Genomic DNA, 12,605 nt, shown 5'->3' with positions numbered 1-12,605 from the left:
CCAACTATTGTCCCGCACCGGTTCGGAGCCTCTGAAGGTGCCCGAACAGGCGGCTCCGTGCGTGCCGTTCCAGGGCTCGATGAGGGTCGCAACTCGACTTCTGACACGCTTTCGACACGGGTTCGGCGTCGACGCGCGCTTGTCGTCGTGTCGGGCGCTGTCGACGGCGCGAGTGTGGTTGGTTGGACGGATCGAGCTCCCTGCGACGTGGAGGTGCCGTGCTTACCGACGATGTCTATCTGGTCCCGCCCACTCCCGGCGACTACGTGTCCGTCCGCGCGCTGACAGTGCGCGGCACCGACACCGACATCGGCGCGGACCTCGCAACGCTGAGCCGCAGTGACTTCGGAACGGTGCTAGCTCCCTACGCGAGTCCGATCTACGGCCAGGCGCGGCAGGCCTACTTCGAGAAGAACTATCCGACGATGGCGGCGCGTTCCCGCGGTGTGGCCCAAAGCTTCGGTGTCGCACAGGATTACGACTGCTCGGTCCTGGGATACGACCTGCCCGCACCGCCACCCGGCTGCACGGTGGTGTGGTTTCCCGCCGCGCTGACCACCACCGGCCGACCGATGTTCGGCCGCAACCTCGACTGGTTCGCCGGAACAATCAGCAGCCAACACGGACTACCGCCCACCCCGGGTGAACACGGTTCGTGCAGTCGGTCGGTGCTGACCACCACGGTCCCGGAATCCGGTCGCACGGTCGCTCAACTGGGCTGCCACGATCTGCTGAGTCCCGGCATGGACGGGGTCAACGACGCCGGTCTGATGATCGTCGCGCTGGTCGATCACAGCGATCGTGGCAATATCGGCGCGGGCACCGCCGGTGGCTTCAGCACCGGTGTGAGTGCGATGCAATTGCCCGGTTGTGTGCTCCATTCCGCGAGCACGGTCGACGAAGCGAAGTCGGTCATTCTGCAACAGTCGCTGTTCTGTCCTGGCACGACGAACCTGCACTGGTTCATCACGGACGAATCCGGTGCGGCGACGGTGTTGGAAATCGACGGCGATTCCCGTCAATACCGATTCGTCGACGCGGTACCGGGCCAGCCGTTCATCGTGACCAATCATGCGCTGCACAGCTATCCGACCCTCGACACCTTTCCGCAGATTCCCGCCAGTCAAGAACACAATTCTTTTATCCGCTACCGGACACTGACCGCCGCGATCGCAGCACATCAAGGGAAATGGAGTCCGGCCGATATCAGCGGCCTGCTCGATACGGTCCTGTGCTCCTACGTCAACAATGCCACCGCCGGAATCGCCGGCGATGTCCCTGAACGCACCCTGTGGAAATACCTCGCCGACCCGACGAACCGCCAGTACCGCTTCCGTTTCTACCAACACGACCTCGACCCGGAACCGAATTCGAACCACGTCGGATCCCAATTCACCGACCCGATCGAGTGGAGCCTGACCGAGGCGGCGCTCAGGTCGCCTTGACCACCATCGCGTCCGCGAAGGACGGCGACACCGCGCTGACGGCGCGGACCAACCCGACGTACCGAGGTCGCAAGGACGCCGGTTGCGTGCGGACCGCCTCGACCAGCCACTGGGCGGCTTCCGTCGGCGTGAGGGCGGCCAGTTCGCGGTAGTCGTCGGTGGGCGCGATCATCGGCGTGCGAACCAGCGGGAAATGGACAGTGGTGACCCGAATCCCTTGCGCCGCAGTCTCGGCCCCCATGCTGCGACCGAACGCGCTCAGCGCCGACTTCGACGCGTGATAGGCGGCGAACTTGGGCATCGTTTCCGCCGGCACACCCCAGGTGGCCACGTTGATGATATGTCCGCCGCGCTGGTCGAGCATGGCGGGCAGCAGTCGCAGCGTCAGCGCGACCGGGCCGAAATAGTTCACCGACATGGTCCGTTCGTAATCGTGCAACCGGTCGCAGGAATCGGACACGGTTCGCCGAATCGACCGCCCGGCATTGTTGATCAGAACGTCGACGCCACCGAATCTCTCCAGCACCTGCGCGGCCAGCGCATCGACCGCCGCCGTGTCGGTCAGATCGCAACCGATGGCGTGCGCCCGCCCACCGCGCTCGACGATCTCGTCCCGTACATCGCCCAATTCCTGGTCGCGACGAGCGACGACGATGACCTCGGCCCCGAGCTCGGCGAGCCGAAGCGCCGCCTCCCGCCCGATCCCGGAGGACGCACCGGTGACCAGAATCCGCTTGCCGGTGACCCGATCAGGCTCCCGCCCGATCGCCCGACTCACAGCCCTGCGCGCCGAAAACGGCGGCCGCAGCATCGCCGTCACTGTCCACCGCGGCATCAGGTTCCCCATCCAGCATCACTCTCCACCAAGTCGGTTGCAATCCAGGACCAACCTAACCCGGTCGGTCTCGATCCGCAACCGACTCGGTCGCTCGTTGTAAGGTGGTCCGATGAGCGCCCCCGACGTCGACGACCTCGCGCGTCTCCGCCGCGACTCGGTCGAGGCCGCCCTCTCCCAAGTAGGCGACCGCTGGACCTTCCTGATCCTGCGCGAAGCATTCTTCGGAGTCCGCCGATTCGTCGACATGCGCCGCAATCTGGGAGTCGCCCGAAACGTCCTCGCCGACCGGCTGAAGAAGCTCGTCGACAACGGAATTCTCGAACGCTTCGAATACAGCGAACGCCCCCCACGCGACGAATACCGCTTGACCGAAAAAGGCCGCGACCTCTACGGACTGACCATCGCCCTGATGCAATGGGGCGACCGCTGGTGCCTCGACGAGCCACCATTGCGGATCACGCACGCAGCCGATGACGGGGTTGTCGAGCAGGTTTTGCGGTGCACGTGTTGTGGGGAGGATGTGGATGTGCGCGATGTGCGTTACGAGTCGACTGGTGAATCTATGGATCAGTAGCGGCTCGATAATGTCTGTCGCGAGTTGAATCGTGCAGGTCGACGGCCCGCGATGGGCACTAAACGATGCGGGGCTCAGCGGTACATCGGTTGGTGCGGCCTAGTCGGTGCGGAGGTGCCATGTGAACGAAGCAACGTGTGTGAAGAGACTGGCGTGTAAGTAATTGTCGTCGGCGCGGCGGACCGAGGCATTCACGAGAGCGAGCAAGGCGTGGGATGGAAAGTACATGGATTGATCGTCGAAGGGCTGGTGGATCCGACGAATCTGCCAGGGCGGCCGAGCGGAACGGGCGTGACCGTCGATATCGACGCCGTGCATAACGAGCCCTACGACTACGGCGTGGCGACGGTGAACGGCTGGACCTTCATCGCTGATCCGCAGTTTCGGGTGAGCTTCGATGATGAAGCGGCAGTGAGGGTTGCGGGTACCAGTCGAGCGCTCGCCTGGGTGACCGACAGCGTCTCGACGACTCACGGGTTCGCTTGGTATCGCCGAGCAGAGTTGATGCGCGCGATCGTCTACGTGGAAGGGGAGGTGGTCGACGAGTACGGAGGGACGCTTCCCGAGGAACAGAATTGTCCCGAGCCTTGCAGCGAGGACTACGTCTTCGAGATGATGTGGCGGCTGACCGGAGTTGGCTGGGGTGCCGGCGCGGACGCTGACTACAGGGTGTGGACCTGTACGACCTAACTCGTCGCGTAGGCGGGTCTCGCGATGCCGCCGACGTCGGGAAGTAGCAGGGAGGCAGAGGTTCAGATCAGCCAACGCGGGAGACTGGGGGGTGGAGGGAATGCGGAGGTATTGGTTCGAGAGCATCGATGACTCGCGGTGTCGGCCCCATCGGTCGGCCCGCGCTGATTCCGTCCGGCATCATGGTCTGACGCGAATCAGCGTCACCGGTAGATGAATATTTCCGTCGGCACTGTCCCGCTTGTGCGCGCTACGCTCACCGAGTGGATCGGCAGCACAACAGAATTGGTTGGGATCTCGTGTGTCGCTCGCGGCTCGGGCAGCGTGTTCGCCGAAGTGGTGCTCGACATCTGTGGGCACCTCGAGGTGGTGTTGCCTTCGCGATTACCGGGAGGCGAAGGTGAATCCGGACTATCTGGCGCAGTTCGATGCGCTGATCGATCGGGCGACGACGGTTCGGGTGATGGATTTCGACAGTGCGGGCCGGGACGCGTATGAGGCTGCCAATGAGGTGCTCGTCGGCGAGGTCGATCGGATGATCGCGGTGTGGGACGGGCAGGACGGACAGCGCGCCGGTACCGGGACTGTGGTTGCTTCGGCTCGCGAGCCGCGTGCGGAGGTGATCGCGGCTCTCGCGGGCTTGTCGGGTCCGGCTGGGGCACAGCTGGATCGTGACGATCCGGTCGACGACTCGCTCTACGACCCGTATGACCGGGCCTACCGGCGCGGTGAATTCGCCGGGGACGGTTCACCGTGAACCCGTAGGCTTTCGCAGGTCTGAGCGAGTTGCGACGCACGGGCGCCGGCGCGCTGGGAACGGATCAGCGGTGTTCGTCGACGGCGGTGGCGGGGAGTTGTTGCCAGTGGGCGAGGATCGCGGGGTCCTGGAGGTCCATCCATGCGGCTACGTCGGCGTGGGTGGCGCAGATCGTTTCGGGGTTGTCGCATACCTCTGCCATGAAATCGGCGGTGGCGGGGTTGAAGGCGTTGCCGTTCCAGGTGTTGAAATGGTTCGCGATGACCAGGGGTGCGCGGTTGCCTTCGAAGGCTCGGCGATACATGTAATCGTAGGTCTGTTTGGTGAGTTCGCGGGCGTGGTGCGCGGTTTCGGGTTGTTCTTTCGCCTTGTTGAAGGTGAACCAGAAGTTGTAGTCCAGGGCGGTCTGGCGTTGGCGGAGAACGGGGGAATAGGCGAACGGGATCGGGAACTCCCAGATTCCCTCGATGCGTTGTGGCCAGGTCAGTCCGGGGTTCGCGGCGGGCATCGACGAATCCCATGTCATCGCGTGCTGGTGCCATGCCGGAATGAGTTGAGGGAGTTGGCCTTCCAAACATTGTGTGCGTCCGCCGCGCACCACCTCGGGCCCGAACAGGAGGTCGGGGCCGTCGTGGATATTGTTGTTGGTGCGCCAATTCGTCATCAAGGCGAAGAACTGGTCGAGTTCGTGGATCCAATCCTGGGTGGTCCACCGGTCACCGTTGTATCCACCGCCTCGACAGAAATGTCCGACGTAATGGGTGCCCATCTCGTGCCCGGCCAGCCATGTTCGATTCAGATAATCGATCTGCGTTCGGACATCGTCGGCATTACCGCCGAAGGCAATGGCCGACTGTCCGGGTGCGTGACCAGGTCCGTGATAGTGGTTTCGGTTCTCATCGGTCAGGAAATACAGTCCGGTCATCAATGCGGTGAAGCGAGCGTCGACGCGCTGCGCGACGTCGAGGAACATATCCCAGTTCGGCGTGACGCCGACACCGTCGAAAGAGAACAGGACGAACTGCGGCGGACGCTCACCCGGCGCCAGTCGGCGCATCGGCACATTGGACTCGGCGCGTTGCGGCGGCACGACACCGGGCTGCCCCACTTCCAGTGTCACAGTGGCGAAATCGGGGCCGGTCGATGTGGCGCCGTGCGACGGCGCACATGCGGCGACGATCCCAGCGGCCGCGCAGGCAACTATGCGGGAGATCCGTGTGCGCGCCCCCCGCCGCGGTCGAATTCCGATCGGGGCACTGTCTCGGTATCTCATCTCGGCTCCGCTCACATTGCGACGCAGTCCGTGCGATCGTCACCACTGAGTGTGCCGCAGCAACACGCAGTGGCCACCGCTCATTTGCTTGGCGTGTCGGGCGTGCCGTCGGACTTGATGTGATGGCCGGATGTACAGGGCGGCGGGGGTTCGATGGTCATCGTGAAACACTGGGCTGATGGCGATGTCGTCCGAACCTGTGCCGACGTGGATGCGAGATGTCGCTGCGGACCTGGAAACCTACCTGCATGCCGCCAGCGCGCTGCCGCCCCCGGCACCAACGACTGGCACCGGCGGGCAGAACGGGTGGTATGCGACATTGCCCGGCGGGCCCGTCGAAGGGCGAACGCCGTGGGTTCACATGTCCGACATCGCAATTGACTGCATGGGTGGCGCGCTCGTTCTCACCTTCACGTGGAAACCTGACGACTCCGACGATGCGCCGCGATACATCCTTCCCATGACGACCATGGAGGCCGACGAAATCACCGGATCGGATGCGCTGATCACGCGGCTGGACTACCTCCTCGACTCGGACTGGCGTGGTGATCACGCTGTCGATCTCGGGAACGGTGTGATGCTGGTTGTCATGGCGAAAGGACGTCACTACTGATCAGGGTTGGAACTGCCAGTTCAGTTCGCCTGCTTCGACTTTCGGTAGCCAGTGCTGGTCGAAGGGGGTGCCGGTTTCCAGGCTGTGGGCGAGGTCGGTGAGCATGGCGCTCAGCGATGTCCATCGAGGGCCCGCATCGTCGGCGTCTACCTTGTCGAATTCGGTGACACAGCCGTGCAGTGGGCCTGGTCTGGTATCTACGAACAGCAGGTTGCCGTCGAGGCCGGCGAAGGGGAGGAATTGGGGGAGGTAAGTGCCCGCGGGGTCGCCTGCTGCGGCGGCGGGCCGGCCTGTCTCTTCGTCGAATTCGCGCCAGATGTCGAGTTCGAGTTGGTGTTCCTGGACGACTCTGTCCAGGTCGAACAGTTCGTGGACCGGGAGCAACCTGAGCCAGTGTTCGTGGGGGAAGCCGTTGATGTGGGTGAACAGCGTCGAAAGTTCTTCGGGCCAAGGAGTTCCCGTTTTTTCGGCGGCTCGATCGATCTGCTCGGGATCGGCTCCGATCAATGGCACCGACGGCAGGTTGGCGTTCAGCCAGGTGGAGATCCGCGCCCATTGTTCGGTGACGGAATTCAGGTGCTCCATCGACATCGTCGGCGCGGTGGCATCCGCCCTGGCGGGCTGCATGGCGGGCGTGTTCAATAGCTTGTTGCGTTCATCCTGTGCTCCGATTTCCTCTTCGATTCGTCTGCTCAGCTCATCGTCGGACAAGTTCGGGTCGTCGAACCCACGCACGGTGGCGAATTCGTTTCCCAACTGAACTTGGACCACGTTGTTGACCGGGGCGCCGTTCTCGTCACGCAGACACGCGAGTACGCGCGCGGCCGCGATGAGGTCGTCGATGGCCGCGGTGCGATCAGGTGCATTGCCGAAGCGCGAGTGGGCGGCACCGTGCGCGATATCCCAGTAGGAGATGCCCCACGTGGTGGTTGTCATCGGTTCTCTTTCCAGTAGCCGACTACTACCTGTTGGCGGAGCTGAGCACCGAGTTCAATCCGCGTTGCGGTGGGTTCCGTCGCGGACTGTGCCGACGAACTCTTCGATGAGGTCCTCCAGCGCGACCACACCCACGGTGTTTCCTCGACTGTCGACGACCCGGCCGAGGTGGCTGTTGGTGCGGCGGAGGCGGGCCAGGGCTTCGTAGAGGGGGGTTCCGGTGCTTACCGTGGGTAGCGGGCGGATGTCGGTGCGGGGGATGACGGTGTCGGGGCCTGCGTTGTCGTCGGCTACTTCGTCGAGGACGTCCTTGATGTGCAGGTAGCCCACCAGCGAGCCGTCGGAGGCTCGGACGGGGTAGCGGGAGAAGCCGGTTTCGGAGACTGCTGCTTCTACTTCGCCCAGGGTGGTGCCGTTGCCGATCAGGGGGACCGATCTGGCTTTGGCCAGGGGGACCATGACGTCGCCTACTACCTGTTCGGAGGTGCCGAGGGCTTGGGTGAGGCGGCGGTGCTCCTCTTCGTCGAGTAGGCCTTCGGAGCGGGATTCGCCGATCATTTCGGCCAGTTCCACTGTCGAGACCGTGGCGTCGAGTTCGTCCTTGGGTTCCACGCCCAACATGCGCAGGGTCATGTTGGCGGCGAAGTTGTAGATCGCGATCAGGGGGCGGGCCAGGCGCAGGAACATCAGGTGGATCGGGACCAGCAGCAGCGCACAGCGTTCCGGGCCTGCCAGGGCGATGTTCTTGGGGACCATTTCGCCCAGCAGGATGTGCAGGATCACCACGATGGTCAGTGCGAGGGCGAAGCCGACCGGGTGCAGCAATTGTGCTGGGAGACCGAGCAATTCGAAGGGGCGCTCGATCAGGTGGGCGATCGCGGGTTCGCCTACTCGGCCCAGCAGGATCGAGCAGATGGTGATGCCCAGTTGGGCCGCGGCCAACATCATCGACAGGTTCTCGCCCGCTTCGATGACTGTTTGGGCCTTCTTCTTGCCTTGGGCGACAAGGGCTTCCAGGCGGTCGCGCCGGGCGGAGATCAGGGCGAATTCGGCGGCGACGAAGAACGCGTTGCCTGCCAACAGGATCACGGTGAGGAAGATGCCGAACAGGTCACCCATTGTTGTGCTCCCGTCCGGCCAGATTCGCCGCGTCCACGGGGATCAATCGGACGCGGTCGATGCGTCGTCCGTCCATGCGTTCCACCTTGGCGATCCAGCCGCCGCCCGAGCCGCGGGACTCGGGCAGCACCACTTCGTCGCCGGTTGTCGGGATGCGGCCCAGTTGCGTGAGGACCAGCCCGCCCAGAGTTTCGTATTCGCCTTCGGGGGCGTCGTAGCCGGTCGCGCGGGAGACCTCGTCGATGCGCAGTAGGCCCGAGCAGTCCCAGCCGTCGGAGACTCGGCGCACGTCGCGTTCTTCTTCGTCGTGTTCGTCGCGGACGTCGCCCAGGATTTCCTCGATGAGGTCTTCCATGGTGACCATGCCCGCGGTGCCCCCGTATTCGTCGACCACGAGCGCCACCTGCATACCGTCGGCGCGCACGCGTTCGAGCACTTCGTCGCCGTCGAGACTGGCGGGCACGATGGGCACCGCCACGGCCAGCTGGCTCAGCGGGATCTTCTTGCGCATGTCGCCGGGATGGGTGAAGGCCTGTTTGACGTGCACGACGCCCAGGGTGTTGTCCAGGTCGCCGTCGATCACCGGGAAACGGGAGTAGCCGGTGCGGGCCGACGCGGCGATGAGGTCGGCGATGGTGTCGTCACGGTCCAGCGATTCGACTTTCACGCGCGGGGTCATCAGGTCCTCGGCGCTGCGCTCACCGAATTCCAGCGAGCGGTCCATCACCTGCGCGGTGCGCTGATCCATCGCGCCACGCATGGCCGACGTGCGCACCAGCGAACCCAATTCCTGCGGTGAGCGGGCCGAACGCAGTTCCTCGGCGGGCTCGATGCCAAGCCGGCGGACCACCCAGTTGGCGGCGCCGTTGAGGAAACGGATCAGCCACTTGAACAGGGCGGAGAACCCGATCATCGGGCCCGCGGTCAGGCGCGCGACCTTCATCGGTTCCGCGATCGCGATGTTCTTGGGTACCAATTCGCCGTAGATCATCGACAGCGAGGTCGCGATGACCAAAGCCAGAATCAGCGCGACAGCCTGCGAAGCGCTCTCGCTCAAACCGACAGCGTCCATCAGCGGATGCAACAGCCGGGCGAGCACGGGTTCGGCGATGAAACCGGTGATCAGGGTGGTGATGGTGATGCCCAGCTGAGCGCCGGACAGTTGGAACGACAGGGTGTGGTGGGCCTGTTTCACCAGCCGGGAACGGGTGTCACCCTCGCGGGCGGCCGCTTCGACGGTGCTGCGTTCCAGTGCGGTGAGCGAGAACTCGGCGGCGACGAACAGGGCCGTTCCGAGGGTGAGGGCGACGAAACCGAGCAGGCTGAGCACGGTCACAACGATGGCCATCCTCAGCACCACCCGAGTGGTGCCGCAGGGAAACCGGGGACGGACGCTGCGGAAAGGAGGACGCCGGGTTTGTCACCCGGCTCCGTAGAGGAGCCCTCCTGTGTGGCGCCCTGAGACGCGGGTGACAACTGGATCCTTTCGAGGCGGGAATCGAGCGGGTGCCGTGATCGGCAACTCCATAGTAATCGGTTCCCACCGGCGATGCGCGCGCGGCGCGGCGGGCGGAAACGGCGACGGGGGGGGAGGGGAAAACCCACCCGCCCCCCCCCCCCCGGGGTTCCCCCCCCCCGAGTAGGCGAAATGAGGGGGTGACGGGGGGAGGGAGTGCGGGGGGAAGAGTTACCACCGGGAATGGGACGCACGCGGGGGAGGACAAAAACGCCCCCCCCGCCCCCCCGACGCATCGATCGGCCGCCGTCGCGCGGGGTTCACCAGCCGCTGGGCAGCGGGCGACCTTCCGCGAAACCGGCCGCGGACTGCACGCCGAGCACGGCCTTCTCATGGAATTCCGGCAGCGAGCGGGCACCGGCGTAGGTGCAGGAGCTGCGCACACCCGAGGTGATGTGGTCGATGAGGTCCTCGACACCGGGACGCTCGGGGTCCAGACGCATCCGCGAGCTGGAGATGCCCTCTTCGAACAGGGCCTTGCGAGCGCGGTCGAAGGAGCTGTCGGCGGCGGTGCGCGCGGCCACGGCACGCTTGGACGCCATGCCGAAGCTTTCCTTGTACTTGTTGCCGTCGCGGTCGATGCGCAGGTCGCCGGGGGACTCGTAGGTGCCGGCGAACCAGGAACCGATCATCACGTTCGACGCGCCCGCGGCCAGCGCCAGAGCGACGTCGCGGGGGTGGCGCACGCCACCGTCGGCCCACACGTGCACGCCGAGTTCCTGTGCCGCAGCGGCACATTCGGCCACCGCGGAGAACTGCGGGCGGCCAACGCCGGTCATCATGCGGGTGGTGCACATGGCGCCGGGGCCCACACCGACCTTGATGATGTTCGCGCCCGCCGCGGCGAGATCGCGCACGCCGTCACCGGACACCACGTTGCCGGCCACCAGGGGCAGGCCGAGGTTCAGATCGGCGACGGTGCGCAGGGATTCCAGCATCTTGGTCTGGTGGCCGTGCGCGGTGTCGAGCACCAGCACGTCGGCGCCGGCTTCGGCCAGGGCCTTGGCCTTGGCGGCCACGTCACCGTTGATGCCCACGGCGGCCGCGACGCGCAGCTTGCCGTTCGCGTCGACCGCGGGGGTGTAGATGCCGGCGCGCACGGTGCCGGTGCGGGTCATCACGCCCGCGAGGGTGCCGTCGGGGTGGGTGAGCACCGCGAGCTGGGCGTGGGCCTCGGCGAGGCGGTCGAAGATGTCACGCGGGGACGCCTCGACGGGGACCTGGACGAAATCGGTGAACGCGACCTCGCGCAGGCGCGCGAACCGGTCGACATCGGCGCAGGCGGCCTCGGTGACCACACCGACCGGCTTGCCGCCCTCCACGACCACCACGGCACCGTGCGCACGCTTGTGCATCAGGGCCATCGCGTCGGAGACCGAACGCTCGGGATCCAGGGTGACGGGGGTGTCGGCGGTCAGCGAACGGCTCTTGACGAACGCGATGGTGTCGGCGGCGGCGGGCAACGGCAGGTCCTGGGGGAGAACCACGATGCCGCCACGGCGGGCGACGGTCTCGGCCATGCGCTTGCCCGCCACGGCGGTCATGTTCGCGACCACGAGGGGGATGGTGGTACCGGACCCGTCGACGCTGGCCAGGTCCACATCGAACCGGGACGCAACCTCGGTCCGGTTCGGGACCAGGAACAGGTCGTCGTAGGTCAGGTCATACGGCGGCTGGGGTCCCGGAAGAAATCGCACTTGACCAATGGTAGCCCTGTGAGTACTCCGGTGCGCAATCCCCCGTACCGATTCAGCTGTTCGGCTGCTCGGCGACCGCTCTGGTCCGGCACAGAACGACCGTCGCCGCGCACATCACCACCACGCAGGCGGCGACCACGACCAGGCCGACACCGTCGGTGCGTAACTGTTCGTCGAGGGCGGTGAGACCGAGGAACGCGGCGGCGAGGGGTTCGGCGACAGTGAAGGCGGGCAGGGAGGCCGACAGCGGTCCGACCTGGAACGCGCGCTGTTGCAGGTAGAGGCCGAGCAGGCCCGCGGCCACCAGGGTCCAGGTCTGCCAGCCGCTCAGGACCGCGCCGAGGCCGTCGCCGAACAGGTGGACCACGCGATCTGTCAGTGCCGCGGCGAGACCGAACAGCGCACCACCGGCGAGGCCGAGCGCGAGTGCCTTGGCCGATCGGCTCGAAACCAGCAGGCCGACCAGGGTTGCCGCCGCGATGACTCCCAGAAGAATTGCCAAGGGCCCCAACCACTTTCGGAAGGGTGCGTTGTCTTCGCCGACGGTCGGATCGCCCACGATCAGGAACAGGGCGAGCGCGGCGACGAGGATCAGCGCGGACGTGGCGGCGCGTGCGGTGATGCGCTGGCCGTTGAGTCGCGCCGACAGCGGGAGCGCGAACACCAAGGCGCTCACCAGAATCGGCTGGACCACCAGCACCGCACCGAAGGTGAGTGCGAGGACCTGCATGGCGTAACCACCGGCGTCGCCGCCGATCCCGGACCACCAGCGGGGACTGCGGAGCAGGGTAGCCATGAGCGACGTGCCCTCGGGCACGGCCGCGGCGGCCTGTTGCTGTGCCACGGCGGCCAGCGCGAACAACATGGCCGCGATCAGCGCGCACACGATGGCCGCGATCGGATGGTTCGTCACCGGCTCAGTGTGGTCGATCAGCTCGCGTCAGCGCGCAGCCGCGCAGGGGAGTCGCCGGGTTCGGGCATCTCGACGGCGCACGCGGCATCCCCGGAAAAGCAGCGTGGGGGGAACAGAGGCGGTGTGTCCCCCCCCCCCCCCCCCTTTTGTTTTTTTTCCGCGGTTTCGGTCTCCTTTTTCGCCCCCCCAAAGGGGTTTTTTTTAAAGGAGGGTGTGGAAAGCGCGGCAACAGGA

At 65.6% G+C, this 12,605-nt stretch carries 12 protein-coding genes; 5 read left to right on the top strand and 7 right to left on the bottom strand.

The window, feature by feature from the left end; all coding sequences use genetic code 11:
* Positions 1-218 precede the first annotated feature (218 nt).
* The gene (locus ACFWVD_RS12285; RefSeq protein WP_379242110.1) at positions 219-1,445 is read left to right on the top strand and encodes a linear amide C-N hydrolase; all 1,227 of its coding nucleotides are present in this window, start codon (positions 219-221) and stop codon (positions 1,443-1,445) included.
* Here ACFWVD_RS12285 and ACFWVD_RS12280 read toward each other — a convergent pair.
* Entirely contained in the window at positions 1,432-2,280 is an 849-nt protein-coding gene (locus tag ACFWVD_RS12280) for an SDR family oxidoreductase (RefSeq protein ID WP_379242109.1), read from the bottom strand. The genes ACFWVD_RS12285 and ACFWVD_RS12280 overlap by 14 nt on opposite strands.
* A 112-nt stretch (positions 2,281-2,392) precedes the next feature.
* Here ACFWVD_RS12280 and ACFWVD_RS12275 point away from each other — a divergent pair, with 112 nt between their 5' ends.
* The 3 genes from ACFWVD_RS12275 (at position 2,393) to ACFWVD_RS12265 (ending at position 4,304) form a co-directional block, all read left to right on the top strand.
* Positions 2,393-2,857 (top strand): winged helix-turn-helix transcriptional regulator, encoded by a 465-nt coding sequence (locus ACFWVD_RS12275; RefSeq protein WP_379242108.1) that lies wholly within the window; start codon positions 2,393-2,395, stop codon positions 2,855-2,857.
* A 231-nt stretch (positions 2,858-3,088) separates the two neighbouring features.
* On the top strand, positions 3,089-3,547 hold the full coding sequence (locus tag ACFWVD_RS12270; protein ID WP_379242107.1) for a hypothetical protein: 459 nt from the start codon (positions 3,089-3,091) through the stop codon (positions 3,545-3,547).
* A gap of 400 nt (positions 3,548-3,947) precedes the next feature.
* Positions 3,948-4,304 carry a hypothetical protein gene (locus tag ACFWVD_RS12265; RefSeq protein ID WP_379242106.1) on the top strand — a complete coding sequence of 119 codons (357 nt, stop codon included), beginning with the start codon at positions 3,948-3,950 and terminating at the stop codon, positions 4,302-4,304.
* A gap of 64 nt (positions 4,305-4,368) precedes the next feature.
* On the opposite strand, the gene ACFWVD_RS12260 is transcribed toward ACFWVD_RS12265, so the two are convergent.
* Entirely contained in the window at positions 4,369-5,424 is a 1,056-nt protein-coding gene (locus ACFWVD_RS12260; RefSeq protein ID WP_379242105.1) for a polysaccharide deacetylase, read from the bottom strand.
* Positions 5,425-5,755: 331 nt separating this feature from the next.
* Between ACFWVD_RS12260 and ACFWVD_RS12255 the strand changes: the two genes are divergently transcribed.
* Positions 5,756-6,190 carry a hypothetical protein gene (locus ACFWVD_RS12255; protein ID WP_379242104.1) on the top strand — a complete coding sequence of 145 codons (435 nt, stop codon included), beginning with the start codon at positions 5,756-5,758 and terminating at the stop codon, positions 6,188-6,190.
* Here the strand turns inward: ACFWVD_RS12255 and ACFWVD_RS12250 are convergent, their stop codons facing one another.
* The 5 genes from ACFWVD_RS12250 to ACFWVD_RS12230 form a co-directional block, all read right to left on the bottom strand.
* On the bottom strand, positions 6,191-7,126 hold the full coding sequence (locus ACFWVD_RS12250) for an SMI1/KNR4 family protein (protein WP_379242103.1): 936 nt from the start codon (positions 7,124-7,126) through the stop codon (positions 6,191-6,193). It lies immediately after the preceding gene.
* A 54-nt stretch (positions 7,127-7,180) separates the two neighbouring features.
* Positions 7,181-8,245: a hemolysin family protein gene (locus tag ACFWVD_RS12245; RefSeq protein ID WP_379242102.1), complete on the bottom strand. Its 1,065-nt coding sequence runs from the start codon at positions 8,243-8,245 to the stop codon at positions 7,181-7,183.
* A complete protein-coding gene (locus ACFWVD_RS12240; protein WP_379242101.1) occupies positions 8,238-9,593 on the bottom strand; it encodes a hemolysin family protein in 1,356 nt (451 codons plus the stop codon). The genes ACFWVD_RS12245 and ACFWVD_RS12240 overlap by 8 nt, the downstream gene beginning before the upstream one ends.
* Before the next feature lie 428 nt (positions 9,594-10,021).
* Entirely contained in the window at positions 10,022-11,458 is a 1,437-nt protein-coding gene (locus ACFWVD_RS12235) for a GuaB1 family IMP dehydrogenase-related protein (protein WP_379242100.1), read from the bottom strand.
* A 52-nt stretch (positions 11,459-11,510) separates the two neighbouring features.
* A complete protein-coding gene (locus ACFWVD_RS12230; protein WP_379242099.1) occupies positions 11,511-12,371 on the bottom strand; it encodes a DMT family transporter in 861 nt (286 codons plus the stop codon).
* Positions 12,372-12,605 lie beyond the last annotated feature (234 nt).

Origin of the sequence: Nocardia sp. NPDC058666 (assembly GCF_042714895.1) — a bacterium.
In the GTDB taxonomy this organism is placed as follows: Bacteria; Actinomycetota; Actinomycetes; order Mycobacteriales; family Mycobacteriaceae; genus Nocardia.
The sequence above is the reverse complement of the archived record's forward strand: the minus strand, read 5'-3'. Positions and strand labels throughout refer to the sequence as shown.

What these genes read in the sequence shown, in the direction of transcription:
- ACFWVD_RS12280 (WP_379242109.1), bottom strand. Translation starts at nt 2,280, where the DNA reads ATGCCGCGGTGGACAGTGACGGCGATGCTGCGGCCGCCGTTTTCGGCG.
- ACFWVD_RS12275 (WP_379242108.1), top strand. Translation starts at nt 2,393, where the DNA reads ATGAGCGCCCCCGACGTCGACGACCTCGCGCGTCTCCGCCGCGACTCG.
- ACFWVD_RS12255 (WP_379242104.1), top strand. Translation starts at nt 5,756, where the DNA reads ATGGCGATGTCGTCCGAACCTGTGCCGACGTGGATGCGAGATGTCGCT.
- ACFWVD_RS12250 (WP_379242103.1), bottom strand. Translation starts at nt 7,126, where the DNA reads ATGACAACCACCACGTGGGGCATCTCCTACTGGGATATCGCGCACGGT.
- ACFWVD_RS12245 (WP_379242102.1), bottom strand. Translation starts at nt 8,245, where the DNA reads ATGGGTGACCTGTTCGGCATCTTCCTCACCGTGATCCTGTTGGCAGGC.
- ACFWVD_RS12240 (WP_379242101.1), bottom strand. Translation starts at nt 9,593, where the DNA reads ATGGCCATCGTTGTGACCGTGCTCAGCCTGCTCGGTTTCGTCGCCCTC.